This window comes from Streptacidiphilus sp. BW17 (assembly GCF_041262485.1).
Lineage (GTDB): Bacteria > Actinomycetota > Actinomycetes > Streptomycetales > Streptomycetaceae > Streptacidiphilus.
Map to the genome: position 1 here is coordinate 25650 of NZ_JBGCCR010000045.1, position 24084 is coordinate 49733.

General features: G+C 69.9%; 18 protein-coding genes. 5 read left to right on the forward strand and 13 right to left on the reverse strand.

Annotation, left to right across the window (positions count from 1 at the left end; translation table 11 throughout):
- The first annotated feature begins 311 nt into the window (after positions 1-311).
- Entirely contained in the window at positions 312-893 is a 582-nt protein-coding gene (locus ABH940_RS34060) for a hypothetical protein (RefSeq protein ID WP_370107036.1), read from the forward strand.
- Between the two features lie 83 nt (positions 894-976).
- Positions 977-1465, forward strand: a complete 489-nt coding sequence (locus ABH940_RS34065; RefSeq protein ID WP_370107037.1) for a potassium channel family protein — start codon at positions 977-979, stop codon at positions 1463-1465.
- Between the two features lie 1704 nt (positions 1466-3169).
- On the opposite strand, the gene ABH940_RS34070 is transcribed toward ABH940_RS34065, so the two are convergent.
- The gene (locus ABH940_RS34070; protein WP_370107038.1) at positions 3170-3610 is read right to left on the reverse strand and encodes a hypothetical protein; all 441 of its coding nucleotides are present in this window, start codon (positions 3608-3610) and stop codon (positions 3170-3172) included.
- Positions 3611-4903: 1293 nt separating this feature from the next.
- On the opposite strand from ABH940_RS34070, the gene ABH940_RS34075 reads away from it, so the two are divergent.
- Positions 4904-5569, forward strand: a complete 666-nt coding sequence (locus ABH940_RS34075) for a DUF4097 family beta strand repeat-containing protein (protein ID WP_370069934.1) — start codon at positions 4904-4906, stop codon at positions 5567-5569.
- A 998-nt stretch (positions 5570-6567) separates the two neighbouring features.
- Here the strand turns inward: ABH940_RS34075 and ABH940_RS34080 are convergent.
- The 7 genes from ABH940_RS34080 to ABH940_RS34110 form a co-directional block, all read right to left on the reverse strand.
- Positions 6568-8316, reverse strand: a complete 1749-nt coding sequence (locus tag ABH940_RS34080) for an ABC-three component system protein (RefSeq protein ID WP_370107039.1) — start codon at positions 8314-8316, stop codon at positions 6568-6570.
- The gene (locus tag ABH940_RS34085; RefSeq protein WP_370107040.1) at positions 8294-8560 is read right to left on the reverse strand and encodes an ABC-three component system middle component 6; all 267 of its coding nucleotides are present in this window, start codon (positions 8558-8560) and stop codon (positions 8294-8296) included. The genes ABH940_RS34080 and ABH940_RS34085 overlap by 23 nt, the downstream gene beginning before the upstream one ends.
- Positions 8557-9498 carry an ABC-three component system protein gene (locus ABH940_RS34090; protein WP_370107041.1) on the reverse strand — a complete coding sequence of 314 codons (942 nt, stop codon included), beginning with the start codon at positions 9496-9498 and terminating at the stop codon, positions 8557-8559. The genes ABH940_RS34085 and ABH940_RS34090 overlap by 4 nt, the downstream gene beginning before the upstream one ends.
- 63 nt (positions 9499-9561) lie before the next feature.
- Positions 9562-10461 carry a TniQ family protein gene (locus ABH940_RS34095; protein WP_370107043.1) on the reverse strand — a complete coding sequence of 300 codons (900 nt, stop codon included), beginning with the start codon at positions 10459-10461 and terminating at the stop codon, positions 9562-9564.
- A 179-nt stretch (positions 10462-10640) separates the two neighbouring features.
- Complete coding sequence (locus ABH940_RS34100; protein ID WP_370107045.1) at positions 10641-11675, reverse strand: TniB family NTP-binding protein; 1035 nt, start codon at positions 11673-11675, stop codon at positions 10641-10643.
- On the reverse strand, positions 11669-13903 hold the full coding sequence (locus ABH940_RS34105) for a Mu transposase C-terminal domain-containing protein (protein WP_370107047.1): 2235 nt from the start codon (positions 13901-13903) through the stop codon (positions 11669-11671). The genes ABH940_RS34100 and ABH940_RS34105 overlap by 7 nt, the downstream gene beginning before the upstream one ends.
- Positions 13900-14760, reverse strand: coding sequence for a TnsA-like heteromeric transposase endonuclease subunit (locus ABH940_RS34110; protein ID WP_370107048.1), 861 nt, complete (start codon positions 14758-14760; stop codon positions 13900-13902). The genes ABH940_RS34105 and ABH940_RS34110 overlap by 4 nt, the downstream gene beginning before the upstream one ends.
- A 218-nt stretch (positions 14761-14978) precedes the next feature.
- On the opposite strand from ABH940_RS34110, the gene ABH940_RS34115 reads away from it, so the two are divergent.
- Positions 14979-15677 carry a hypothetical protein gene (locus ABH940_RS34115; protein ID WP_370107049.1) on the forward strand — a complete coding sequence of 233 codons (699 nt, stop codon included), beginning with the start codon at positions 14979-14981 and terminating at the stop codon, positions 15675-15677.
- Between the two features lie 23 nt (positions 15678-15700).
- Here ABH940_RS34115 and ABH940_RS34120 read toward each other — a convergent pair whose 3' ends face one another.
- Positions 15701-17143 (reverse strand): DNA-binding protein, encoded by a 1443-nt coding sequence (locus ABH940_RS34120; protein ID WP_370107050.1) that lies wholly within the window; start codon positions 17141-17143, stop codon positions 15701-15703.
- 256 nt (positions 17144-17399) lie between these two features.
- Complete coding sequence (locus ABH940_RS34125) at positions 17400-18353, reverse strand: DUF4365 domain-containing protein (RefSeq protein ID WP_370107051.1); 954 nt, start codon at positions 18351-18353, stop codon at positions 17400-17402.
- Between the two features lie 343 nt (positions 18354-18696).
- Here ABH940_RS34125 and ABH940_RS34130 point away from each other — a divergent pair, with 343 nt between their 5' ends.
- Entirely contained in the window at positions 18697-20139 is a 1443-nt protein-coding gene (locus ABH940_RS34130) for a serine/threonine protein kinase (protein WP_370107055.1), read from the forward strand.
- Between the two features lie 64 nt (positions 20140-20203).
- Here ABH940_RS34130 and ABH940_RS34135 read toward each other — a convergent pair whose 3' ends face one another.
- From ABH940_RS34135 to ABH940_RS34145, 3 genes are read right to left on the reverse strand one after another with little or no spacing between them, the layout of a single operon-like run.
- On the reverse strand, positions 20204-22672 hold the full coding sequence (locus ABH940_RS34135; protein WP_370107057.1) for a Helicase associated domain protein: 2469 nt from the start codon (positions 22670-22672) through the stop codon (positions 20204-20206).
- A 41-nt stretch (positions 22673-22713) separates the two neighbouring features.
- Positions 22714-22908, reverse strand: coding sequence for a hypothetical protein (locus tag ABH940_RS34140; protein ID WP_370107052.1), 195 nt, complete (start codon positions 22906-22908; stop codon positions 22714-22716).
- Entirely contained in the window at positions 22899-23444 is a 546-nt protein-coding gene (locus tag ABH940_RS34145; RefSeq protein WP_370107053.1) for a hypothetical protein, read from the reverse strand. Before ABH940_RS34145 ends, ABH940_RS34140 begins: the two co-directional genes overlap by 10 nt.
- Positions 23445-24084: the final 640 nt, after the last annotated feature.

Sequence of the window (24084 nt, forward strand, 5' to 3'; positions counted from 1 at the left end):
GCGAGACAATCACACTCGAGAACAGCGGAGTTGGAGCCAACCTCGACAAGGGCGTACAACTGCGACATCAGGGCCTCCTGGCGCGCTCGATGGTCTTCGACAACCCCGAGCTGCGCCGGAGGCCCTGACTTCATGCGCACCCGGACCCAACATCACCCGACCGAGCCGCAACACTCCAACCCACGGCCACCGTGATCGATAGAAACGGGCTTCTGGCCAGCTAAAATGGGACATTAAGCCCATCAGGCAGGCTTGGCTTTGCCCTCAGTCAGGTCTTGATCTCGGTCACTCGGCTGCGAAGGACGCCCCCTATGACGTCGGAGACCCCATCGGTCGCGCAACCCGGGCAGGAATCGGTAGTCCTCGCCAGCTTCGATAACCGCCATCGCGCCGAACACATGCTGGCGTCGCTCGGGCGAGGCTTCCGCAGGAAGGCCCGCAAGGGCCGTACGACTGCTGTAGTGGTCAGCGGAAACCCCGACGGCTCGCTGAGGCTAACGCAGTCTCGCGTGCTGACGGCCAACGGTTTTGCGAGCGCCCTGCTCCGCATCTCCCTCTCATGGATGGTCGGATTCATGGGTCTGTTCTCCACCCTGAAAGGGGCAATGGTCGGGGCCCACGCCGCTGAAGTGCATAAAGGACACGTCGGGTCCACCGAGCACCAAGCCCACAGGATCCTCGCGGAAGTCGGCCCCCATGCCGCCATCACGCTGGTTCGCTGCGAGGACACAGACACACGGCAGATGGTCGCCGCAGCAGCGGCCGAACGTGCGATCGACAGCTGGACTGGCTCGCTCACGGAGTTTCTCGCCTCCCTCGACCCCGGCAGTGCTCACGATTGGGTGCGCGCCGCTGTCGGTGAGAAGGCCTCCAACACACGCCGCGACCAGTGACTGATAGTGCCGGCCCCGGGCCGGACGCCCGGCGGGGGGCCAGGCTCCCGCACCGCATGATCGTGCGGGCTGTTCTGCGGATCGTGGGATCCACCACCGCGCTGGTGACCTTGTACTTTCTGCTGCCCCTGGACCGCTCCTCAACCTGGTCCGCCGTCACGATGCTGGTAATCGGGCTGGTGATCTTCATCGGACTGGTCGCGTTTCAGGTCCGTTCGATCATCCGGTCACCGTTCCCGGGACTACGGGCCGTCGAAGCCCTGGCCACCAGCGTTCCGCTGTTCCTGCTGCTGTTCGCCAGCACATATGTCGTCATGGCCGCGATGTCGGCCGACAACTTCGACGGGTCGCTGACGCGCACTGGCGCGTTGTACTTCGCCGTTACCGTCTTCTCGACGGTCGGGTTCGGCGACATTACGGCTAAGAGCGATGGAGCCCGGCTCGTGGTCACCGGGCAGATGATCGCTGATCTCGTTGTCCTCGGACTGGCGATCAAGATCATCATGGGTGCCGTCAGCCGGCGCCGACAGCCGGGGGCGTCAGGCGCACAGCCCCCCGAGGGGATCCACTAGGGGCGTGGGCCATCACGAGCAAGCGGCCCCGTCGAACGATGGATCGATCGCGGTCGCCCCACCAGCACTCTCGGGCTCGGACTGGGGCCCGCTCATCAGTGTCCGGCCAGTAGGGTCCATGACCAGTTGCGGAAGTTGTGGCCGGCGGTCAACCTCCCGACCCTTACAGGAGGCACCTCTCGTCACAGCACCCACGAGCCGTGCGGAATGCCGTGTGCCCTGGCGTTGACACATCACCCGACCGAATCATCACACTCGAATGGGCACTCGCCAAGATCGGTACGACAACGGCTTCTGAGCGAGCGGCCCGCGATCGGCCGCAAGCCTGCGATACGCCTGCGGGTCCGGCGCTTCTTCTGTGACCGCAAGCGCTGCGGTCCCAGCGTCTCCTGCGCGGGGGTCCGTCCACGGCGGCGGGAGCTGCCACGGGGGAAGCAGGCTCGCGCGGCCGGTCGTTGTCGGTGCCGCGCTCGCGGGGCGGGCTGTGTCCGGGTCTTGCACTGGGGGCACGCATACGGCGGCCGGCGGTCCTCGATGGGGGCGGCCTGCACGTCGGTGCAGACCGGTGCCGGGAGGGTACGCGCCAAGTCCCGCAGGTCGGCGGGTATGAAGTCGGCCGGGTCGATCGTCACCTGGGTGCTCCTTCCCGGGGCCGCCCGGCGGTCGTTGACCACGGGGGCCTGTGTTGCCGAGCGGCTACACCGAGTGAAGCACCGGGCGCGAGGCGGAGGAGTGCCGGTCATGGGGGGGTATTTCGGTGACGGGGTGCCGGTTCGGGGTACCGCAATTGAGACGGCGTCAGTCGGTCGTCCACGGGGCGGTGCGGTCGTGGGCGTGTGTCCGGACGGTATCGGCGTGCTGCTGCGGACGATTCGTGAAGTACCTGGCCTCACGGGGGAGGAACAGGCGCGCATGGTCGAGGAGCATCTCGGCGAGCCCTTCGACGTCGCCGATGTCAAGCGTTGGGAGACAGTACGGCGGATTCCGCAGGAGACCCTGGTTCCAGCCGGTCGCGGGCCTGCGGTCTGACTGTGGAGCGGGTGAGCCGGGCCTGCGCAGCGTCGCGGCGGTGCCGGCGCGCACGGTTCGGAGGGCAGCACGTTGAAGCGCAGGAGGTTCATCGGGACCGTGGCCGCCGCCGGCGTGGCGGTGCCGGGTCCCGTGCGGTTCCCGCGAGGGAATTCACACCGCGCTGGTGCCGTCGGCCGACGGTGACCTCGCCTACCTTGAAGCAGCGTTCGAGCGGCACCGCGGCGGATACGGAGGCCGCTCTCCCGAGCCGGTCCTCGGGGAGACACAAGGAAACGCGGTGCGCGTTGCACCATTGACCTGCGAGAACGCCTCGGCATTACGTTCAGATTGGCATGTGCGGTTTTGCGGATCGCTGGTAGCCGACCCAACCACGAGGTCCGCGGTACCGGGGCCGTCGGCGAGCCCGGGCACGACCAGGTGCACGGCATTGACGGTAGTGCCGAAGTCGGCGCCGGGGTCCGGGAGTTGATGTCACGGCCTCACGGTCGGGGTGCGAACGTGGTGGCCGTCAGTCGGGGAATGACGCGCACGACCTCTCGGGATGGTCGTCTCCCCGTGACGGCTGCGGATCGCGAATCGGGAGTCGTCCCGGTAACTTCCCAGCGGGTCGGCGGTGGTTCGTGATCCGTATGTCGCAGTGGCCGGCGGGAAGCCTGTCGGAAAGGCACGTTGTCAGCGCACCCGCGAGTGCCGAATGCGAGCCCGGCACCGCATGGTGTGCACCAGGAGCAGCGCGGTCAGAACTACGCCGGTGATTGCGTGCCAACGGATCCGAGTCGGATGCCAGTCGAGCCAGTCCCACAGACCGGATGCCAGCATGGCCACCGTCATCACCGCCAGCAGTGCGTCGGCGAGGGCCAGCCTGCCGCCGCGGCCGTACAGGGTCTGGACCCGGACCAGACGTGACCCAAGCCTGGCCGATGCGCGACGGCGCTGGACCAGGTGCGCCACGACCAGTCCGACGAAGACCAGTCCCACCAGGATGTGGATTGTCAGGACCGGCTCGAATACGAGCGAGACGACGGTGGTCACTATCAGTCCCAGATGGACCCACCACCGGTACGCCTGCCGTCTGACGGTGCCCGGCCCCGGTATCCGCGCAGAGCCGCTCACCGTGTGCCTCCCTGTCCGCCGACTGTGCCGCTGTCGTCTTTGATGCGGCTCGGCATTGGCACAACCCGCTGTGTCCCATCCTTCCGAGGGGCAGGTGCGGTGGATGTGGGGGATGCCCCTGAATGACCCCTGATCAGGCCCTGAGCCGCGATCAGGGACGGAACAACAGCCCGCGCCGCCGGGCGCCCATCGTGCGTGGCTGTCTGGGGGACCGTCCGGCAGAAGGCCGTGTCCCGTAATCGGCGGCAACGATGTGTGATGGTTGTCGTTGACGTTTCATGCGGGATGTCAACGAGCTTGTATGCGTGGTGTTTTCGGGTCCGTCCGTGCTGGTTGTCGAGGGGACGGCGGACGAAGGCGAGGTGGCCGTGGCCGATGCCGGGGCAGTACTCGGCGGCGTGGGGCACCGCCGGTCTTGACCCGCGACAGCACCGCCTTGGGTGGCCTGTCGGGTCACCCTCGCCGCGGCCCAGCAGGCCGTCGCCACCGACTGGTACACCGCGCAGCAGCGCCTCGGGTCCGACCAGTGGGGGGCGGAACGGGGCCGCTGCAGGCGGTGGTCGACCCGAGCACGGGGGCGGTGACGGCGCACGACGGCAGACGGCGCATCAGGGCCTCTTCGAGGTGAGCCCTGCTCGGCGACTGTCCCGCCCGGCGGTTGGCCGTGAACGGGAGCAGGCCTGCGCGGTTCGCGCAGGCCTGCGTGAGGGTGGTCCTGGGTCAGCTCGTTTCGGGGGTGACGCGCTCGATCTCGATGGCGAGGATGCCGAGCGATCCTTCTCGGGGCCGTGGATGAGGCGGGTGTTGGTGGGTTGCTCGTTCCGGGGGCGTCGGGGTTGACGTTGGCCGGGCCCTCGGTGTCGGGCATTTCCTCGAAGCTGGTGTACCGGGCGAGGCGGACGACCTCACCTGGTCGCCTCCGGCCGCAAGACCATCAAGGTCCGCGTCCAGTACGCCAACCTCCGCAACCTGGAGACCGGGCAGTACATCCGCTCCGCCTGCGGCAAAGACGACTGCCTCACCAAGGCCACCCGGGCGCGGGGATGGTCCAGGTCCCCACACGCTGAGGTCGAGGACCCCGGGTTGGTGTGGTGTCCGGCGCCGGTAGCGTTCGCTTTACTTCAACGCAACGATGCAGGTGTCTGTCATTGCGTTAGATTCTCGGTCAGTGCAACGATATTGCGCAATCTACCTGCATGAATGTCGATTTTCTGCAGGGGAATGGTTGCTTGAGATGCGAACGCAACGTAGCGTTCTCGATGTCAGAAACGAAGCGCACGCAAGGAGAGAACGATGCAGAAGTTCGCCACCGCCGCCCCGGTCTCCGCCCTCGTGGACGTCCCCGCCGGCCGGATCCAGGTCATCGCCGCCGACCGCAGCGACGCCACCGTCGAGGTCCGGCCGAGCAACCCCGGCAAGAGCCGGGACGTGAAGGCGGCCGGGCAGGTCGCGGTCGAGTTCACCGACGGGGTCTTGAAGATCCGCGCCGCCGAGCCGAAGAACCAGTACTTCGGCCCGACCGGTTCGGTGGAGGTCACCGTCCAGGTGCCGACCGGCTCCCACCTCGAAGCCACCACCGCCAGCACCGAGTTCCGCGGCGTCGGCCGCCTGGGCGACGTCGTCTTCGAGGGCGCCTACCGGCAGATCAAGCTCGATGAAGCCACCAGCCTGCGCCTGACCGCGGTCGACGGCGACGTCGAGGTCGGCCGCCTCCGTGGCCCCGCGCAGATCAGCACCGCACGCGGCGCCATCCGCATCGGTGAGGCCACGCGCGGCGCGGTGGTGCTGCACACCCACATGGGCGACATCACCGTCGGCGCCGCACCCGGCGCCTCGGCCTGTCTGGACGCCGGCACCGGTCACGGCCGGGTCAGCAACGCCCTGAAGAACGACGGTGCCGCCGTCCTCGACATCCGCGCCACCACCGGCCAAGGCGACATCACCGCCCGCAGCCTGTGAACCTGTGCACGGAAGAGGTCCCGCCCCAGTGACGCCGACGTGGCCAGCCGCTCCTCGCCGAGCTTGGCCCGCCGGCTCTTGGTCACCTCGGTCCCCTCTCGTCGGTCGGTGATGGTCTCGACGTGGCTGCGAGGGATGCGCTCGACGGTGCCGTCCCGCTGCTTGCACCGGGCCAGTGCCGTAAGGCCTCACTCGAACGCCCCAGCGCGGCCTGCGGAGGCTGTCTTCGCGGGCTTGGCCGCCTCTGCCGGGGCCCGGTAGACCCCCACAGCGAGGGCGGAGAGGCGTTCGCGTTGGGTGGGCGGCAGGCCGTTCAATTCGACTGCTCCGGCATCGTGACTGCCTCCCGCCCTGGGCCCGCCCGTTGCTTCTGGCCACCGCCTACCTGCAGCGCCTGACCGGAACCGACCTGCCCCTGCTCGACAAGGGCCCGCCGCAGGGCACCGGCTTGCCCACCCTGGAACGCTTCGCCGAGGCCTGCAAACTGCGCCCGCCCCAGCCGCCTCGTGGCCGTTCCCGGCGGGGGGGCCGGCCGCTGCAAGCAGGTGTCCGCGGAGACCCTGTGGCCACTGTGCACGGCCCACCACCACTTCCGATGGGCCGCGACGGAGGAAATGGGAGGTTGCCCGCAACCTCCCTCCCACACCAGGCCACTATGGGGTCCCACTGATTGTGATTTTTGATCTTCGTTTGGTGTGGGGTTTCGCTGGTTGGTTGGAGGGTGTTCGGGAGGGCGTTGGCGGCTGGCTCCGCTGATTCCTTGATTGTTTTCTGTGTCTGGGAGTATCAGGATGGCCTGGGCCTGCAGGTTTCGCTGTTTGTCTGGGATAGTGCTGATGTACTGGCTGATCTTCTCTGTGTTGCAGGTGTGGTGACGGCGCTATAGGTCGTTGGCCGGGGCCTGCTGATGGGCCGTCCGGGATGGGTCGCGGGTGGGGCCGTGCGGGCGCGGGTCATCGGCTCGGTGGGCCGGTTGTGCGGGGAGTCCTGCGGGTGGGTCAGTAGCGGAAGCCGAAGAGTCCGCCGGTGGGTTCGTCGGTCAGGACGGTGTCGAGGATGTAGGGGACGGCGTCGAAGCCCTGGCGGGTGGCTTTGGCGAGGTCGTCGGTGTTGAGGGTGACGATGTACTGCATGTTCTCTTCGCGGGTGACGTCTGCGGCGAGTTGGAGTGCCGCTTTGAGTTGGCGGTCGTCGACGCCGTCGTAGAGGTGGCTGTCGTGGATGAGGAAGTCGGGGCCGCGTCCGTGGCGGTGGGCTAGGACGGCCAGGGTCAGGTCGAAGCAGAAGATGACCATGTTGCCGATCCCGCGGCTGTCGTCGCTGTCGATGCGGGGGGTGATGGTCAGGCTCTCGCGTCCGGCTTGGATGGCGAGGAACGCTTCGCGGGGCCCGTAGAGGGCTTGGGCGAAGCGGGAGAAGAGCAGAGTGGCTTCGCTGGTCTGCTGTGCGCGTTCGTCGAGGTCGGTGTCGACGGCTTGCTGGAGTTCGATGCGTTTGGCGGTGATCTGGCGGGAGCTGGCTTCGAGGGTCTGGGCGGCGTCGTAGCGGTGGCGCAGTGCTCCCAGGGATGCCTGTTCGCGGGCGAGGGCCTGCTGGAGGGAGGTCAGTGCCTCCAGGGCGCCGCCTTCGGCGAGTTGGCGCAGCAGTTGTGCTTGCTGTTCGCCCAGGCGGGCGCGTTCGGTGCGGCGTTCGGCCAGGCGCGCGGTGAGGTCGTTGATCTCTTCGTCGAGGTAGCGGCGGCGGTTGCGCACGATGGAGTGGTGGAACGCCTCGACTTCCTGGAAGCGGCGGCGGACCTGGTCGCTGAGTACGATTCCGAGCTCTTGGTAGACGGGCTGCAGGTACTGGGTGTCGACGTCGGCTGTCTCGGTGACGGCCTGCTGCAGCTCCTCGAGGTTGGACTGCTCGATGATGTCGTCTTGGGAGAGCTGCTTGACGCGCCGGCTGAGTTCGTCGGCCTGGTCCTTGAGGTGTTCGTACTCGGGCACGACCTGGAAGGCGGCGACCTGGGCCTGGAGGCGTTGGACCTGGGCTTCGGCCAGGGCGATCTGGCCGCGTAGCTCGGCGGTGGAGCCGACGATCTGTCCCCAGACCGGGTCGTTGACGGCCTTGCGGAGCTGTTTGCGGGTGGCGTCGCGGGCGGCGAGCTGGCGGTAGCCGTCGGCGAGTTGCCAGTCCAGGCCGAGGAGGTAGGCCAGGTTCGTGGTGGCGTCGGCGGCAGCCTGGCGCGAGAAGGTGCGTCCGGCTTCGTTGAAACCATGGGCGGAGACCCGGCGGGCCAGGTAGGAGAGCAGGGTCCGGCCGCTGACGCCGGGATGGTCGCCGCCCAGCCCGAACAGCCGGTGTTCGATCAGATGGTTCCACTGCTCGATGGGGATCTCGACCGGGCCCTGCCGCTCGAAGTCGAACAGGGAGTCCGGGGCGGGCGCGGTCACGTCGGGTTGCAGGGTCACGAACGCCGGCCGTGCGCCGCTGCGGCTCACGTGGAGCGCCTCGGGTAGCCCGGGCCAGTCCAGGTCCAGGCCGAAGGTGATCTGCTTCAGCGCTCTTTTGGTGAAGGGGCTTCGGGTGTCGCCTCGCGCTCCAAGGAGGAAGTGGACGAGCTCGACCATGCTGGACTTGCCGGCGCTGTTGCGGCTGTCGGTGGACGCGGAGGTGTCCGTCTTGTCGGCGAGAAGCAGGTTCAGGCCGCCGTGGAAGACGATCTCCTTGAACCGGGCGTCGTCAGCGCTGAGGCGACGCAGCATCTGCACTCCTTGCCACAAGCAGGTCCTCGTGCAGTTCGACCGCACCGATTCCGAACAGGACGTCCAGGGCCAAGACGAACCAGCCGAACGATACCGGGGAGTAGTGGTGGTGTTCGCGACGCCATGTCTTCAGGCGCGCCCAGGTCTGGCTCACGGTCCGCGGCTCGTCGAGCTGGAGGAGGACCTGGGCGCCCACGGCCAGCAGACAGCGGTCCGGAGCGATGCCTTTGGTCGGTGTGATCACGGCTGTGCCCCTACCAGCCCGGCCGGGCTCCAGCCGCTGGGAGGCGCTTCGAAGATGTCGCAGCGGAAGAAGAAGTGCGCCAGGACCACCCAGGCCGCGCGGTGCACCTGAGGTCGCTGGCGCTCGTTGCCCAGGACGTACATTTCCAGCTGCCACAGCACGTCGTCGGGGTCGTCATACTGCTTGCGGACCTGCTCGTAGAAGATGCGGAACCCTCGGGCGACCTCGTCGTGCTCCGTTGCCCGGATGCCACCGCCGTAGAAGGCATCCACCAGATGGGTGTGCCGCATACCGCGCAGCAGGTCATCGCGTGACTCGCCCTGCAGTTGGTTGAAGGCGAGCTTCTCGTCGTGGACCTGGGGCAGCTCCATGAGCGGGTCCGACTCGGTCCGCAGCTCCTTGAGATGCTGCAGCAGCGGTTTGAGGTCGTCCATGCCCACCCCGTAGACGGTGGGTTTGACCGGGATCTCGCAGCCGAGGACGTCTTCGACCTGGTTCAGTTCCAGGCCCATGCACTCCTGCCAGATGCTGCGCGTCCCCATCTGCTCGAACGCCAGGTCCGGGTGGGCCGCATCCGCGGCGGAGAGCATTGTTGCGACCTCGGGATGGACCCCGCGCCGGTCGTTGTGGACGAACACGAAGGTGTCGAACTGCCCGTTGCGCTGACGTATGGCGCTGCCCAGGTCCTTGGTGAACTTCGTCTTCACTTCCGATGCATTGACCGTCTGCGGGGCGTAGCAGGCGTAGAGCTTGCGGCTGCTGAGGGTGAGTCCGTCCGCGCCCTGGTCACCGAGGTTGCCGTGGGTGCGTACGTCGAGGAAGTTGGGATGGCGGGTGACCATGACCCGGTGGAAGAAGTCCTCGAAGGCTGTCTGATAGAGATCGGCCATCAGTTCGAGGAACTTCACGCGGGCGTACATCCGCTGCTCGAATCGCACCCGTCCCCCTTACGGCCAAGAACGCCATGGTAGCTGTGAGCGACCAAGCCAGAAAGGCCCAGGTCATCGTTGCGTGTGGTGGTGGATCCAGTTCCACAGGGGGTCGCTGGTGTGGGGGTGGAGTGCGGTGAGGTGGAGGTGGTGGGCGAGGTGGGTCAGGAAGTGTGTGGTGGCGGGGTCGGTGTGGCGTTTCGGGTGGGGTGTTGGGGTGGTGGTGATCCGGGCGTGGGCGAGGTGTCGGGCGAGGGTGATGGTCTCGGGGTAGGTCACCGCTTGGCGGGCCAGGTGTGTCAGTGAGGGCCGGCTCGCGGCCGCTTGTGGGTTGGTGGTGGTGAGTTGGTTGAGGCGTTTGGTCCAGCGGCGGGTCAGTGCGGGGTGCTGTTGGTGGTCGTACCAGCGGGTGGTGATGGTTTGCGCCCAGGTCAGGGAAGCGGCGCCCGCCGGGTGGCGCAGGAGTCTGCGGTGGTGGTGCTGGGAGGTGGTGAGGTCGGGCTGGGTGTGGACGTCCAGGGCGTGGTGGCGGGTGCTCCAGTACCTGTGGTGGGGGCAGTGGAGCAGGTGGTCGGGGAGGTAGGCCAGGGCGTGGCCGGTGGTGCCGGCGGTGTGCCGCAGGGTGCAGGCCGGGCAGGAGGGCACGGGCTGCTGGTCGGGGTCCGGCGGGTACCAGGCTGCGAGGGCCGGGCCGGTTGCCGGGACGCTGTGGTGCCGTGCTCGGGCCGGGCGCGGAGCGGTGTCGGAGAGGCGGGGCAGGGCTTGTGCCAGGCGCTCGGCCGGGGTGCGGGTGAAGGTGGCCAGGTGCTGTTGTGCGGCGGGGGTGAGGCGGATCTCGGTGGTGCCGGTGCCCGGGTTGTTCGCGGGTCGGCCGCGGGTGGTGATGTGGAGGCCGTCCAGGAGCTGGGGGAGGGTCAGGCGGTAGGCGTGGGCGAGCCGGTGCAGGTAGGAGGCGGTGCTCTCGAACTGCATGGGCCGCACTCGGAGGCATCCCGCTGCCGGAGCCGGTGTTGTAGCCGGCGCGGGCCGTGGCCGGTCGGCGGTGGGTGCGGCGTGGTGGTGTGGGACGGGTGCGGCCTGTCGTTCTGGGGTGTTGGGGAGGCCGGTCGGCGCGGCTTGCTGCTTTGCCGAAGGCGCGGTGGTGGTCGGTGTCATCGCCGTCGGGTTCCGGGTGTTCGGGGCCGGTAGTGCTGTTCGGCGAGGTGGTCGAGGGCGATGGTGTCCAGGACGGCTTTGGTGATCTTCTCGGTGCCGTCGAGGAGGGTGGTGATGGCGGCGCGTCGCAGGAGGCGGGAGAGGCTGCCGATGCGTCCGGCGGTGCGCCGGTGGAGGTAGGGGGCCAGGCGTGGCAGGGTGCCGGGGCGGTGGTGGTCGAGGTCGAGGGCGTCTTCCATGGCGGCGACCAGCTGACGGAACGGGGTGGCCGCGCCGTGGGCGGCGGGTAGTGGGTCGCAGTCGATGAGTTGGGAGCGTCCGGCGAGTTGGTGGCCGGCGGTGCCGGTGAACAGCCTCGTGCGGGTGACGTCGATGCCGGCGTAGACGAACGTGGCCGGGATGCGTTCGGTGAGGTCTTTGAGGAAGTCGGCGGCGCCCGCGCCGGTGGTGGTGCGGGGGTTGAGGCGGTGGACTTCGTCGAGCAGGACCAGGTGTACGCCGGCCTGCTGGTAGGTGTGGCAGACCGCGGTGGTGATCTGGGCGAGGGTCATCCGGGAGGTGAGGGGGATGCCGAGGTAGCGGGCGAATTCCAGGGCGAGGGTCTTCGCGGTGGCGCCGGGCGGCACGAGGAGGTAGGCGACGGGGATGCGGCCGGGGACCGGTCCGGTGCGCGCGTGCTCGGCCAGGTGGCAGGTGCGGCCGATCTCCAGCAGCAGGGTGGTCTTGCCGGTGGTCGGCGGTCCGGTGACGATCAGGGCGGGCCGGGCGGTGGTGTGCTGGTGGCGCCCCAGGACCATGAGGGTGCGGACCTCGCGGGAGGTTTTCTCGATGGCGGGGGTGCGCACGGTGACGAACCGCGAGTGGTAGGCGATCCGGTCCTCGACGCTGCGCCGCGGCTGGCCGGGTCGCGGTGGGGCGGGCGGGGGCTGGGCGGCGAAGCGTTGCCATTCCTGCCAGGTGGTCGGGGCGACCTCTCCTGCCCCGGGTTCCTGCTCCCGCTCGTGTGCTGGGGCTTGGGGGCGGGTCACCACTGCTCGGCCTCCTTGCGGGCGTCGTAGAGCGCGAAACCGGCCGCGGCGGCACTCGGGCCGCCGTCGCGGTCGTCCTCGTCGGGGTCGTAGTCGTCGTCGAAGTCGTCCAGGCTCTCGCCCCACCCCTGCTGCGTGCCGGCGCCGAGCCCGTGCTGGTCCGGCCCGCTGGTGCCCGTGCCCGTGCCCGCGGTCCGGTCCCCGTTGCTTCGGGGCGGGACCCCGGGCGGGAGGGGGGCGGTTGCGGGCTCGGGTGCCCTCGCGGGTGCTTCTGGTCGGCGTGTTCCGCGGGGGGCTGCTGCGGGGGCTGTCGGTGGTGTTGCCTGGGTGGGGAGGTGGCGGGTGGTGCGGGCTTGTTCGGCCGGGGTGCCGGTTCCGGTGCGGGCCCGGTGTAGGAGGTCGTCCAGGGCGCGGTGGAGGTCGGCTTCGTAGGCCTGGTGGTCGGGGCGGCGGTGGACCTGGGTTTTGAGGTACTGCCAGATGTGGTCGTTGAAGGGGGAGGAGGTGTGGTCGCGGTGGATCCAGGGGATCTCGGTCAGGTTCCCGTCGGGCAGGCGGATCCAGACCTGCCGTAGGTCGTGCGGGTTGTGGTGGACCTCCCATTTGCCCTGCTTGCCGCCGGCGGGGGAGGGGTGGCCGCGGTAGGGGTTGAGGATGTGGTGGTCGTAGGTGCGGTGGTCGACGCGGATGCCGCGCTCGGTGACCGCCTTCCACACCGTGGGCAGCAGGTTGAGGTAGTCGGTGCCGGTCAGCGGGATGGGCAGGTAGCCGCAGGCCGCGACCAGGGCGCCCCACATCTCGTTGGGCGACAGGGCGGCGGCGGCCATCATCGGGTGCCGAAGTCCGGTGTGGGGCCGGCTCTGCCACCCGGCGGTGATCCACTCGTCGAGGAGGTCCTGGAGTTGCGGCAGCGTCCAGCACGCCTCTGCTTCCACGTCGCGGCCGCGGCGGGTCGGGTTGGAGCCGGTGTAGCCGGCCACGTACTGGCAGAACATCGTGTTGATGGAGCCGAAGGTGCGTTCGACTGGCCCTTTGGCGGCGGGCTGGCGCGGGGGAGCGGGCTGCACGCTCACCCCCAGGGTCTCGCACGCGGCCAGGAAGCCCTCCGAGACGAAGACCTTGCCGCGGTCGACCACGACGGTCTCGGGCACGATGACCGGGCGCGCGGCCGCTCCCTGAAGGCGCTCGTCCAAGGACAGCAGCCGCTCGTAGGGGACGGCGGCCCGCGACAGCTCCAGCGCCTGCGGCCAGGTGGGCCGCATGGGGTGCGGGGTGGCCATCTCGGCCAGCAGCAGCGCCGCGTCCACGGATTTGGTGCCGGCCGGGCGCAGGACCGCGGCCAGGATCGACCTGGTCGCCACGTCCAGGGCGATGGTCAGTTCGGGGCGTCCGGTGATGCCGTGGTCGAAGACGGCCATGATGTCCAGGCGGGTGGTGTCGAGCATGACCTGCTCACCGGGCCGCAGCACCGAGGTGGGGCGGTAGGGCCGAGCCGGGTTGGTCGCGGTGCGTGCCGGACGGCCGGGCAGCTCCTGCGGATCGGCCAGCGCGCGGACCAAGCGGTGGAACGTCGACTCCGGGGGAAGCTTGACCTCGCCCGTGCCGTGGGTCTCCTCCAGGATCTGCCCGGTCAGGTGCCGCAGGCCCCGCACCGTTCCCTTGGAGCGCCCGCGCTGCCGCCGCAGCGCTTCCATGATCGCCACCACCACGCGCTCGTCCGCGCGCCCGGTGCGACTGGCACTACGGGTGGTGCGGTGGTCCACCAGCCCCCATAGCCCCTGCCGGCGGTAGTGGGAGCGCATCCGGGTCACGGTGGACCGGCTCACTCCGGGCCAGCCCAGCGCGGTCAGCTCATCGGCCTTGGCCTGCTCCCGCTCGGCCATTGTGGTCCGCTCCGGGTGGTACTGCGGGCGCGGCTCGCCTCCGGCGCCGACGGGCAGCCCCGTCTCGACTTCCTTGATGTGCCGCTGCCAGGCAAGCGCCCGCTCGCGCTGGCGCTCCGGGACCCCTTCGAACAGGCCCCACTGCGGTACGTCGGCCACCGGTCGGCTGCCGGCCACCTGGAAGCCCTCGGCTTCGCACAGGTGCGATACCAGCACCGCGGCTGCCGTCCCGTGCTCGTCGACCAGGCTCACCACCGCGTCCCGCAGGGCGACGACCTGCCAGGCACGTCCCTCGAAGACGACATGGCAGCCCACCGAGATCACCGGCCGCCACCGCGCCGCGCTCATCGTCCCACCCCCGCGGCCGTACCGGCGCCGCCCGCGCCCGCGTCCGGGAAGGCGTCTGCACTCGTGCGCGGGGATGGGGCCTCGGCCGACGGCTGGTGGATGCTGCGGCCGGGCCCAACCCGGATCCGCTCGTGCAGTACCTCGCCGACCGCGGTGTCCAGGTACCCGCACCACAGGGCGTGGAAGACGACCGGCAGTACCTCCAGCGGCTCACCTGCCACGGCCGCGCCCTCGGTCAGCGGCCGTGGATGGGAGAACGCCTCCAGCACGGCCTCCAGCAGACCCGGCCGGCCGCGGTGACGCGGATGCCGGTACCCCGCCAGCCATCGGACATTGCCCGCCACCACCAGCCCCGGCGGCTCCAACCGCCGGTACACCCACCCCACCTGACCGCACGCCACCGCCAGCACCTCACCGGCGCGCCGCGCCCGGACGCCGCCCGCTCCCGGAGCACCGGGGCAGTCTGCGAGCATCCCGGACCCGTCGGCGTAGCGGGCGAACAGCTGCGGCACCCACGAGCGAACCGACCCATCCTCCTCGCGCCACACCATCCTTACCGGGCGCCCCGCCAGCCCGGTCACCGACCGGTCGCGGTCCAGCAGCATCAACTGCACCAGCATCGCCGCAGATCCGTGGGCCACATGCCGGCCAGTGGTCGCCGACCACCACGACCCCGGTCCCCACCGCTTGCCCGGGATCACCGGGAACGCCGACACCGGCCCCAAGTCCTCGAACCGCACCGCAGCCGCCGCCTGCTCCCACCGCAACTGCGCCACCCGCCCCGATCCCGAGGCGAAGGCCGCTTCCACCGCCGGGACTCCAGCACCAGCCGCCCGCGTGGCACCCGAATCGTCCATGACGCGAGTCAAGTAGGCAGCGGTCTCGCAGATACAGCGATGCCCGGCGGTGCATCCGAAAGGATGGAGAGGGCGGCAAACGTCCGGCGTCGCGATCCCTGTGGCGCTATAGGACCCGGCCTGCGGGCAAGATCATTACCGGTGGTCTCGCCCTTGCCGCGTCGAGCCGGGCGAGGATGTCCCCGGGGAGCCTTGAGGCAGGAGGGGTGGCTCGAAGCATGGAAGATCTTGTCGCTGGCCGGGTGGCGTTGTCAGCGGTGATGGCGGAGCTGACGGCGGTGCGGCCGGTGTTCCATTCGGAGGCGGACCTGCAGCACGCCTTCTCGCGGGTGCTGTGGAAGCTGGCACCGGAGGTGGAGTGCCGCTTGGAGGTGCAGCAGACGGCGTCAGGGGACGTTGAACACTTGGACCTGCTGTGCATCGGACCATCGCAGCGCACAGCGGTGGAGTTCAAGTACGTGAAGCGTGCCTGGAACGGCACACTGGCTGCCGGCCCCGCGCAGGAGCAGTACGTCCTGAAGTCGCATGGAGCCCCTGACCTGGCCCGGCGGGACTTCGTCTTCGACGTCGCGCGGCTGGAACGGTTCTGCGACCGGCCGGACCAGAACGGCCTGGCGCTGATGGTCACCAACGAGCCGGCATTGTGGGTAGAGCCGAAGCCGTCGCGGAAGCAGCCCCGTGACCACGAGTTCCGCCTGCACGAAGGCGGCGAACTGGCCGGCACGCTGCTGTGGGGCGGAGGTGACTACACCCCCAACACGCGAGTCCTGCGCGGCACGTATCCCCTGCGCTGGCGGCCGTACTCGCTGCAGCCCGGGACGAACGGGGCCTTCCGGTACCTGGCCTTGTTCATCGAGCCGGGCCTACCCGCTCCCGCTGTCCCCGACACCCGGCGAACGGACTCGGTCAGCCCCTGACCCCGGTTGCTTCGCAGCCCCGCTCATACGCGTCCTGGACCGGGTCGGTATCCGTACTGGTCTTCCAGGTCGGCGCGGTGGTCGTCGATGTCGCACTGGAGGTCCTCCGCGGGGACGCGGGTCCAGGCGGCGAGGTGGTCGAGGGGGACGCCGGCGCTGTGGGCGGCGCTCGTGACGGCGATGACGGCGCGGTCCAGCGCGTCGATGCTCTGACCGAGGGAGTCGAGCAGGTTCCGGGTGGCATCGGCGAGGGGCGCGGTGTCGTGGACGTCCAGGACGGTCAGGAGCTCGACTGCCTCGCGGATCTTCTCGTTGATCCAGGCGCGTTCCGGCCTGGGCACGGTAGCCCGCCAGGTGGCGGTGCCCTCCGCCCGCTGGGCCAGGGTCCACAACTGCAGTGCGACGGACGCGGGTTGGTCCTCGCGGGGGATCCACCAGGGGTCCCAGGTCCGGTCGCCGGGCTGGCCCACCTCGCGGCGCCGGCGCACGATCGCGCCCCACCACCTGTTCAGCACGCTGCTGTCGGGGACCGCATCCACGTGAGCGAGCCAGGGCCGCCCGAGCCTGCGCCCCAGTTCCCGGCCGAACTCCCCGTCGAGCGGGAAGGGCCGGACGCGTTCCGCGCCGCTGTCGCGCCACACCATCTGCGCCACGGCCGGGTCGAGCAGCGCCTCGGCCAGAGCCACAGTCTCGGGGAAGACCGCGGGCTCGCGGGCGACCGCCCGCCACCACCAAAGCCGCCCTCCGGCGTCCCCGCCGGCGAGTTGATGCAGCCGCGTCGGCCAGATCCGTTCTTCCTGCCATTCCAAGGCCAGGTCCCACCACTGGCACACCACCGCATGGGCGAGAGCGAACACCGCCCCCGGCGCCACCCCGGCATTCGCCGCCCGTCGAGCTACCGCCGCCCGTCGAGCTACCGCCGGCCACCGCCGCTGCGCCGCCGTGACGTCGGGGCTGCCGGTCAGGTCGAGGTACTCCAGGCCGTGTCCGTCCCCGGCCCCGAGCATCCAGCGCTGGTGGCGCGGGCACACCCGCTGCCATCCCTTCCGGTACCGCATCGCCGCCACCGTCTGCCCTGTGCGCCCGGCCGTGCACAGCCGGCAGGCGAACGCGACCGGGCCGTGGGCCGTCGCGCCCACCTGCCAGCGCGCCTGGGGCCGCCCCTCCGGGGAGGGCTCGGTGAAGGCCGTCGGCCCGATGGTCCAGGTGGGCAGCGCGCCTGCCAGGCTGTGGGGTCCGGCGCCGCACATGGCGGCCAGGAGGTCCTGTCCGGCGGTATCGAGCAGGACCTCGGCGTCCGGCCGCACACCGCTGAAGCCTGGGGAGCGCGGGGGAGTGTTCCGCCACTGCCACGACGCCCGCAGTTCCGCGACCGGTATCGCGTAGCGGGCGGCGATACGGCCCATCAGCGACCACGCGGTCTCCGCCGGGAGCGCAGCGACTCGAAGAACACCGGCCTGCGCCACGGTCCCGCCTCCTACCTCGGGTGCTGCTCGTCCTCCAGGATCGCTGCCTCTGAGGGGCTTGGTGCAGGACTGCTCTTCGGCTCGCCTGAAAGTGGTCAACGGGATGCTGCAGTCACCCTCCCCGGCATCCCACAGGCCTGCGCCCCCGCGGCCCGGAACCCCGCTACTGCTGACAACGCCCCAAACCATGCGCTAAAGGACTCCGACGACGACTCGCCACCGGGCGTCTGTTCGGGTTCGGATGCTGACGTGCCCGTCATCGACGGCGTGACGAGCGGCGCGCTTGTTCTGCGGCGTTGTCGATCGCGGTCTTAAGCTCGATGATCTCTTCATTCGCGCGGCGCGGGAAGGACATGGAGTCGGGGTCCTCGCGGTGCGGGCGGCCGAAGGCTGCACTCAGGCGCCTGTCGGATGCCGGGGGTTGGTGCCGGGTCACGAATTGGATGTAGCCATGCACCATGCTCGTGGCGGCTTTGACGATAACGCGCTCGATCTGCACGACGGGAATCGTCTGGACCCCCTTCATGCGCGGGCCGAAGCCGTCCTTGCGGATCGAGACGGTGTGGCCGTCGAAGTTGATGCTCCCGAGAATGCCCTTGACAGTGATGACACGGACGACCGACTGCTGTGCGGCGACTGTCGCGGCAAGCCCTGGTCCGGTGCCGACCCCTCGGGGGTCATCCCGCCGATGGCCCGGTGCCCCGGCGGCATCCGGCGCGGTCACGCCTGCCCAACCGCCGAGGCCCTCTGCCCTGCTGCGGCTGGCCTGCGGTGATCCGAATACCTCTACTGCCGTGATGAAGCGGTCGATCGTCTCTCGGGAGAGCTCGTTTGTACGCGGGATGTGGATCCAGTTGGCGTCGTTGCCTGTCCGTAGCTCCTGCGTGAGGTTGGTCCAGAACAACTGCTTCCTGTCGAGGTCGTACACCACTCCGATGACGGGGATCCGGCTCTGCTTCCAGTCTTCGCGGTGGTCGTCGACGGGGATGGCATAGCCCCGGGCCCGGGCGTACTTCTGGCCGCTCTTGACCTGGACGGCTACGACATGCCCCGTCCGCCTGCCCTCTCGGACCACCGCGACGTAGAGATCCTCGCCGTGGTCCGCGCCGCCGTCGATCTCCTGTACCAGGTGATCGTGCTCTTCGAGCAGTGACCGTAAGGCATTGACGCCCGCCCGTTCGATTCTTCGACGCGAGCTGACCTTGGCCACGGATTCCCTCCCTGTGAGCACAATAGTTCCGCCAGGGGTCAGACTGGCAGGGTCGGACCTGACACGCCGCCAAAATGTGAGCCGGCGGCCCATACTCACCAGCGCATGCCGAGGGCACCTTCACAGGTGTCGCCCGCGCTCGCAGGCCACCTGCCGAGCGGCGATCGAATATCCAACACGGCGTCCGGGGCACCAGCACCCCCGGCCTCCGCTCCCGGCCGTCCGCGTGGGAATCTTCTGAACGGTGCCGCTGGCACGTCGAGTTGAAGGGCAAGTCCGATTCGCAGTCGGCGGGTGAGAGCAGGAGAATCCACGCGATGGGTCGGGCGTGAGATCGGATGGCATGGTGGGACGGGTCGACGGGAAGAACTGGAAGCCGCAGGAAGGCGCCAGGCTGGGGGAGTGGACCCTGGTTGGGCGCGCCTACTTGGGCAGGGGCGGCAACGGCGAGGTCTGGGAGGCTCGCCGAGACGGTGACGATGGCCGGTATGCGATCAAAATGTTCGGGCTCGGGCGGTCCATGGCGGACCGTCGCCAGCGGTTCGCGGACGAGATCACCTTCCTGCGCGGCTATACAGGCGAGGGCGTCGTGCCGCTCGTGGACTCGCACGTGCCCGAGGACACACGCGAGATCTGCTGGTACGTCATGCCGATGGCCGTCCCGCTGGACCAGGCCCTCGGCGACACTCCAGCCGACGAGACGATGCTCGAGGCTGTCGCCTCCTACGCCGAGACGTTGGCCGCTCTGGCGGAGCAGGGTGTCCACCACCGCGACATCAAGCCGTCGAACCTGTTCTACCGCGACGGCCGGTGGGAGATCGGCGACTTCGGACTGGTCACCTTCCCCGACAAGGCCGACCTCACCAGCTCGACGGCCAAGCTCGGGCCGGCGAACTTCCACGCCCCCGAGATGCTCGAACCTGGCCACGACGTGGACGGCGGTCCGGCGGACGTCTGGTCGCTGGCGAAGACTATGTGGGTGCTGTTGCGCCGGGTCCGCTGGCCGCTGCCGGGCGAGTACCGGGCCGGCGGCGAGTACACGCTCCAGGGGCACATCGCCCTGCCGTGGGCGGCGGAACTGGACCGGCTCATGCAGCACTGCACCCGGATCACCCCGGCAGGCCGACCGACGATGGCCGCCCTCGCGAAGGAAGTCCGTGCCTGCCTGGCCGAGCCGCCCGAGCTGCGCGGGGCCGCGGCGTCACTCGCGGAGATGCAGGACCGTCTGGTCGCCCTGACCGCCGCGCCGCACCTGGCCGAGCAGGAGGCTCAGGAGCGGCGGAACTTCCTGGAAGGCGTCATGCAGGAGGTGAACATCCTGCACAGCGATGTCTTCGGCACGGTCGACGGGATGCTGCAGAGCAAGTTCCGGTTCAGCGAGGCGCAGCAGGAGCCGAATGACGCGATCAGGCTGATGGCGACCCCCCGGGGTGGCTGGAACCACCACCGCGGCGCGATGTTCACCTCGCCGGACAAGGGCGGCAGGGCACTGGTGAAGTTCTCGTTCTTGATCCACCTGGACGACCCGCAGGTCGACGACGCTTTCGCCGCGTTCGACCTGCGGGTCGTCCATCGGCACCAGGGCCTGGAGGACTACGTGCACGAGCAGCAGAAGACCTGGACCGTGCCCGTCGGCTCCGTCCAGTTCACCCGCGCCCTGGACGAGACCCGGGCTCTGGCCGCCGAGGCCGTTCCCGAGATGCTGGCCAAGATCCTGCGCATCCTCGCGCTGCCCGACGACCATGTTCCCGACTGGTACGCCCAGGCCCGCGCCGGAGACATCTGACCAGCCGCTCAGCCGGGACCGCCATTCCGACCCTCAGGGCGGCTCCGTCCGCGCCCCCACTGCTCTACTGCCAGCGCATGCCGAGTTCGGTGAGCCGTTGCCTGCGTTCGGCGGGGATGGTGGCGCGTCGGCTGCGGCTGTTGGCGAGGTAGAGGCCGAGGCTGATCAGCTCGGTGCTGCCGTCGTCCAGTACGAGCGGTTCCTTGTGGGTGCGTGGGGCGTCCAGGTGGCCTTCACGCGCCCGGTACTGGGCGGCGGCGGCGAGGTTCCGGCGTTCTTTCTCCGCGTGGCTTACGGGCCCCTTGGGGCGTTCCTCGGCCGCGAGTGGCTCCAGTCCGAGGGCGTGCTGACACATCCACTGCTGTGCCGGGCCGAGCTGTTCCCAGCGCAGCTGCTGGGTGCGGGCCCACCCGGCGAGGTCCTCGTCCTGGACCGCGACGCTGCCTGGCTCTGCGCCCAGCAGCACTCCGCCGGCCTGGACGTGGCGCCGTGCGAGGGTGAAGCACCTCTGCCACTCCAGCGACCACCCTGTGGGGCACCAGGCGGGGTCGATGGCGTCGTAGGCGGCTTTGCGGTCGGGGCTGAGCGCGCCGGTCCAGTCCAGGTGTTCCTCTCCGGCCTCGGCACGCCGCTGGAGGTTCTCGGTGCGGCGCTGGGCGGTGCGGGCGTTTTTCATGATGGTGCCGACCGGCAGCCCGTTCCATACCGCGTCGTTGGGCGGGCAGGCGTGCCCGTGTTCGTGGGCGTAGCCGGCGATGGCGGTGAGGTTGTCGGTGAAGGTCGTGTCGAAGTGGCTCCAGACGAACCCCTGCTCGTTCAGCAGGCCGATGCGTTCGTCGTCCAGGACGCCGGCGGCCTTGTAGCGGCGCTGGTCGGCCACCCACACCCCGAGCCGGTGCCCCGACGGCGCGACGCAGGCGTAGGGCACCTTCACATCCCCGAACGCGGCCTTGTAGGCCAGGAGCTCGGCCAGGCCCCGCCGGAACTCCTCCCGCTCGGGCTCCAGGACCCGTGTGGCGATGAACGCGGCGATCGCGGCAGGGTCGCGCCTTGTGGAGAAGGTCAGCAGCTCCCGCTCCCCGACGGCCGACGCCTCCGTGGTGCTGCGCGCCTTCCGCTCGAGCCCCTCGGCCCCCTCGGACTGCGGCATCGCCAGGCGCTCGATCGCGGCCGCGTCGTGGGACCGCAGCGCCATCAGGATCTTCGCCAGGCCGTTGTACGCCTTCGAGGTGAGCAGCTGGTGGTCGCCGTCCTCGCCGGGCGCGAGCATGATCGGGACCACGATCGTGGCGACCTTGCCGCTCCCAGGGCTCATTCGCAGCGCGCGCCCGACGGCTTGGACCAGGTCGACCATGGACCCGCGCACGTCCGCGAAGAACACGCCGTCGCAGTGGAAGGTGTCCACACCCTCTGCGAGGACCTTGACGGAGGCGAGGATGTAGCGCAGCAGCCGCCACCCGTCCTGGTTGAGCAGGTCCGCGAACTCCTCCAGCACGGCCTTGCGCTCGCGGGGCGTGTGCGCGGATTCCAGCCAGGCGGTGCCGATCTGCCCTGGCTGCGCGTGCAATGCGGGGTCCTGCTCCCATAGGGTGCGGGCGGTCTCCAGGAGGCCGGTGCTCATCGCCCGCGCCTCCGCGACCCGGTGGTGGAACGACAGGACCCGTCCCAGGTCCCACTCCGCGGCGGCGGTGAGGACAGCGGTCTGCAGCGCGGCAAGGCGCGCTCCGCGGTACTCGACCGACCGCTCGTCCAGGCCGCGCTGGTCCAGTTCGTGCAGGAGCGGGTCGTGGACGTCGACGCACAGGATCCGGTAGGGGGCGACGACACCGTCGCTGATGGCCTTGCCCAGCGGGTAGTCGTGGGCGACGGGCCCGAACAACGCCTCGTCGTCCATGGAAGCGATCAGCTCGGCGGTCTCCATCCCGGCCGCCGCAGCCCGCTCCCGGTCCTCGTCCCGGGCCTGCCACAACCGCGGGGTGGCCGTCATGAACAGCCGCCGATCGGCCGGCACCTTGGTGTTGTCCAGGATCGCCGCCCACGGCCGCCCGGCCGAGCCTGAGACTCGGTGGGCCTCGTCCACGACCGCGAGCGAGAACGGCTCCAGGCCCTCCTGGTGGGCCTGCTCGAGGTAGCCGAGCCCGAGGGAGTGGTAGGTGGCGAACACGGTCACGCGGCCGGGGCCCTTCGTCCACGCCACCAGCTCGGCCGGATCGGTGGTGCAGTCGATCCCGGGCTGCTCACCGGCGGTGAGGGAGCACAGGCCGAACATCCGCCCGCCGCGCCCCTCGGCCTGCCAGACGGCCACGGTCTGTTCCAGCAGCGGCAGCGAGGGCACCAGGACGAGGACCCGCTCGGCGTGGAGCCGGGAAGCGACGTGAACCGCCGTCAGGGACTTGCCCGAGCCCGTCGCCGCGCGGATCTGGCACCGCAGCCCCTCCAGCGGCACCATCCCGGACGCCGGCACCGTCAGAAGTCGTACGGAAGAATCACACGCCTTTTCCTGGTGCGGACGGAGCCTTTTCGCCTTGCTCATCACGACGACACCACTTCCTTATCCAAGCCTTTTCGAACGAGTTATCCGTCGACCGCTCCGCCGTCCGGCGGGGGCTCCAGCACGTGCTCCCACTGCAAACGGGCCCTGTGCAGATCCGCCCGCGCCGCGTCCCGGTGACGCCCCGCGCGGCCCTGGGTTCGCATCAGCAGCTGCAGCGCGGCCATGCGGGCCTCCAGCACGTCGATCTCGACCTCCTGCTCCGCCGTCAGCGCCACGATCCGGCCCCCTGCTCGCCGGGCTGCAGGGGGTAGGCCACGGAGACGGCCGGGACCTGGACCAGGCCCTCGCCGCCCGCCGCTTGGACGTGCTCGGCCGGCACCTCCAGCACGCGGTCCGGACCGACACCCAACTGCCGCGACAGGGTCTGCAGCCGCCTCCAACCGTCCCCGGACAGATGCACCGGCAGCTCCGCCTCCTGTGCGCGCCCCAGACGCTTCCTCAGAAGCCGTCCCGCCTGCTCCCTGGCCTGTGCGACCCAGGCGTCATGCTCGGTACGCCAAGCCTGCGCCTGCTCATCGAGGGCCAGCTCGTAGGCCGGCCACTCCAGCTCGGCCACCAGGCCGATCAGTCGCTGCCACTCCACGACCTGTTGGCCCGCGCGGGACGCCAGCGGCTTCCCTTCCTCCCGCAGTCGCTGCTCCCGAGCGCGGGCGTCGGTGAAAGCGGCGGCGAGCCCGTCCCAATCCTTGCCTTCGGCGGCGTCCTGGACGCTGACGCGCGCGAATGCCAGCCCGATCGCGTCGTCGTCCATGAATTCCCCACCCGTCTGGTGCATTTCTCTCCCCTTTCTTCTTTCGGGGTTTGGTGTGGTCCGGGATAATTTTTCCGTGGCGCTGGTGGTGTCGTTTTCTGCGTCTGGTGGAATCTTCCGGGACCATCTGTCTATCCCAGAGTCTAGCGCGCTGCCATCTTTGATGCAGGCGAACGCTGAACGCCCGTCACGACACCACCCCAGCGAGTGATCCACCCCAGGTGCGAAGCACCCCCACCCCTCTCAGTCGCCTGTCGCACCATCGGGGCGGAGCCCCCGCCTGCTGTTGCCGCGTCACCCCGCCCATGGCAGGCCTTGGTGGTCTGTCAGGTGCTGCGGGCGAAGCCCGCCACCCCTCACCCCCATGACGGGCATTCAGGGTGGCTGCGAAGCGGCCACCCTGGTCCCATCACGCACGCCTGAGGGCGCGCAGCGCCCGCCCCCACCCAGCCGGGGCAGGGCGCGGAGCGCGCGCCCCGAGGCGGCGCAGCCGCCACCGGCCCGCAGGGCCGGCCCGTCGGGGCAGCGCCCCGACGCCCGCCGCGCAGCGGCGGCGTCTTTGGCGCGCTCCGCGCGCCGCGCAGGGCCGAAGGCCCAAGCAACCCGGGCCGAAGGCCCGTGGTTACCCGGCGCAGCCGGG

Bases quoted from the DNA above. Each gene is read 5' to 3' on its own strand.
- ABH940_RS34060 (WP_370107036.1), top strand. From the start codon at position 312: ATGACGTCGGAGACCCCATCGGTCGCGCAACCCGGGCAGGAATCGGTA.
- ABH940_RS34075 (WP_370069934.1), top strand. From the start codon at position 4,904: ATGCAGAAGTTCGCCACCGCCGCCCCGGTCTCCGCCCTCGTGGACGTC.
- ABH940_RS34080 (WP_370107039.1), bottom strand. From the start codon at position 8,316: ATGCTGCGTCGCCTCAGCGCTGACGACGCCCGGTTCAAGGAGATCGTC.
- ABH940_RS34095 (WP_370107043.1), bottom strand. From the start codon at position 10,461: ATGCAGTTCGAGAGCACCGCCTCCTACCTGCACCGGCTCGCCCACGCC.
- ABH940_RS34105 (WP_370107047.1), bottom strand. From the start codon at position 13,903: ATGAGCGCGGCGCGGTGGCGGCCGGTGATCTCGGTGGGCTGCCATGTC.
- ABH940_RS34110 (WP_370107048.1), bottom strand. From the start codon at position 14,760: ATGGACGATTCGGGTGCCACGCGGGCGGCTGGTGCTGGAGTCCCGGCG.
- ABH940_RS34115 (WP_370107049.1), top strand. From the start codon at position 14,979: ATGGAAGATCTTGTCGCTGGCCGGGTGGCGTTGTCAGCGGTGATGGCG.
- ABH940_RS34130 (WP_370107055.1), top strand. From the start codon at position 18,697: ATGGTGGGACGGGTCGACGGGAAGAACTGGAAGCCGCAGGAAGGCGCC.
- ABH940_RS34135 (WP_370107057.1), bottom strand. From the start codon at position 22,672: ATGAGCAAGGCGAAAAGGCTCCGTCCGCACCAGGAAAAGGCGTGTGAT.
- ABH940_RS34145 (WP_370107053.1), bottom strand. From the start codon at position 23,444: ATGGACGACGACGCGATCGGGCTGGCATTCGCGCGCGTCAGCGTCCAG.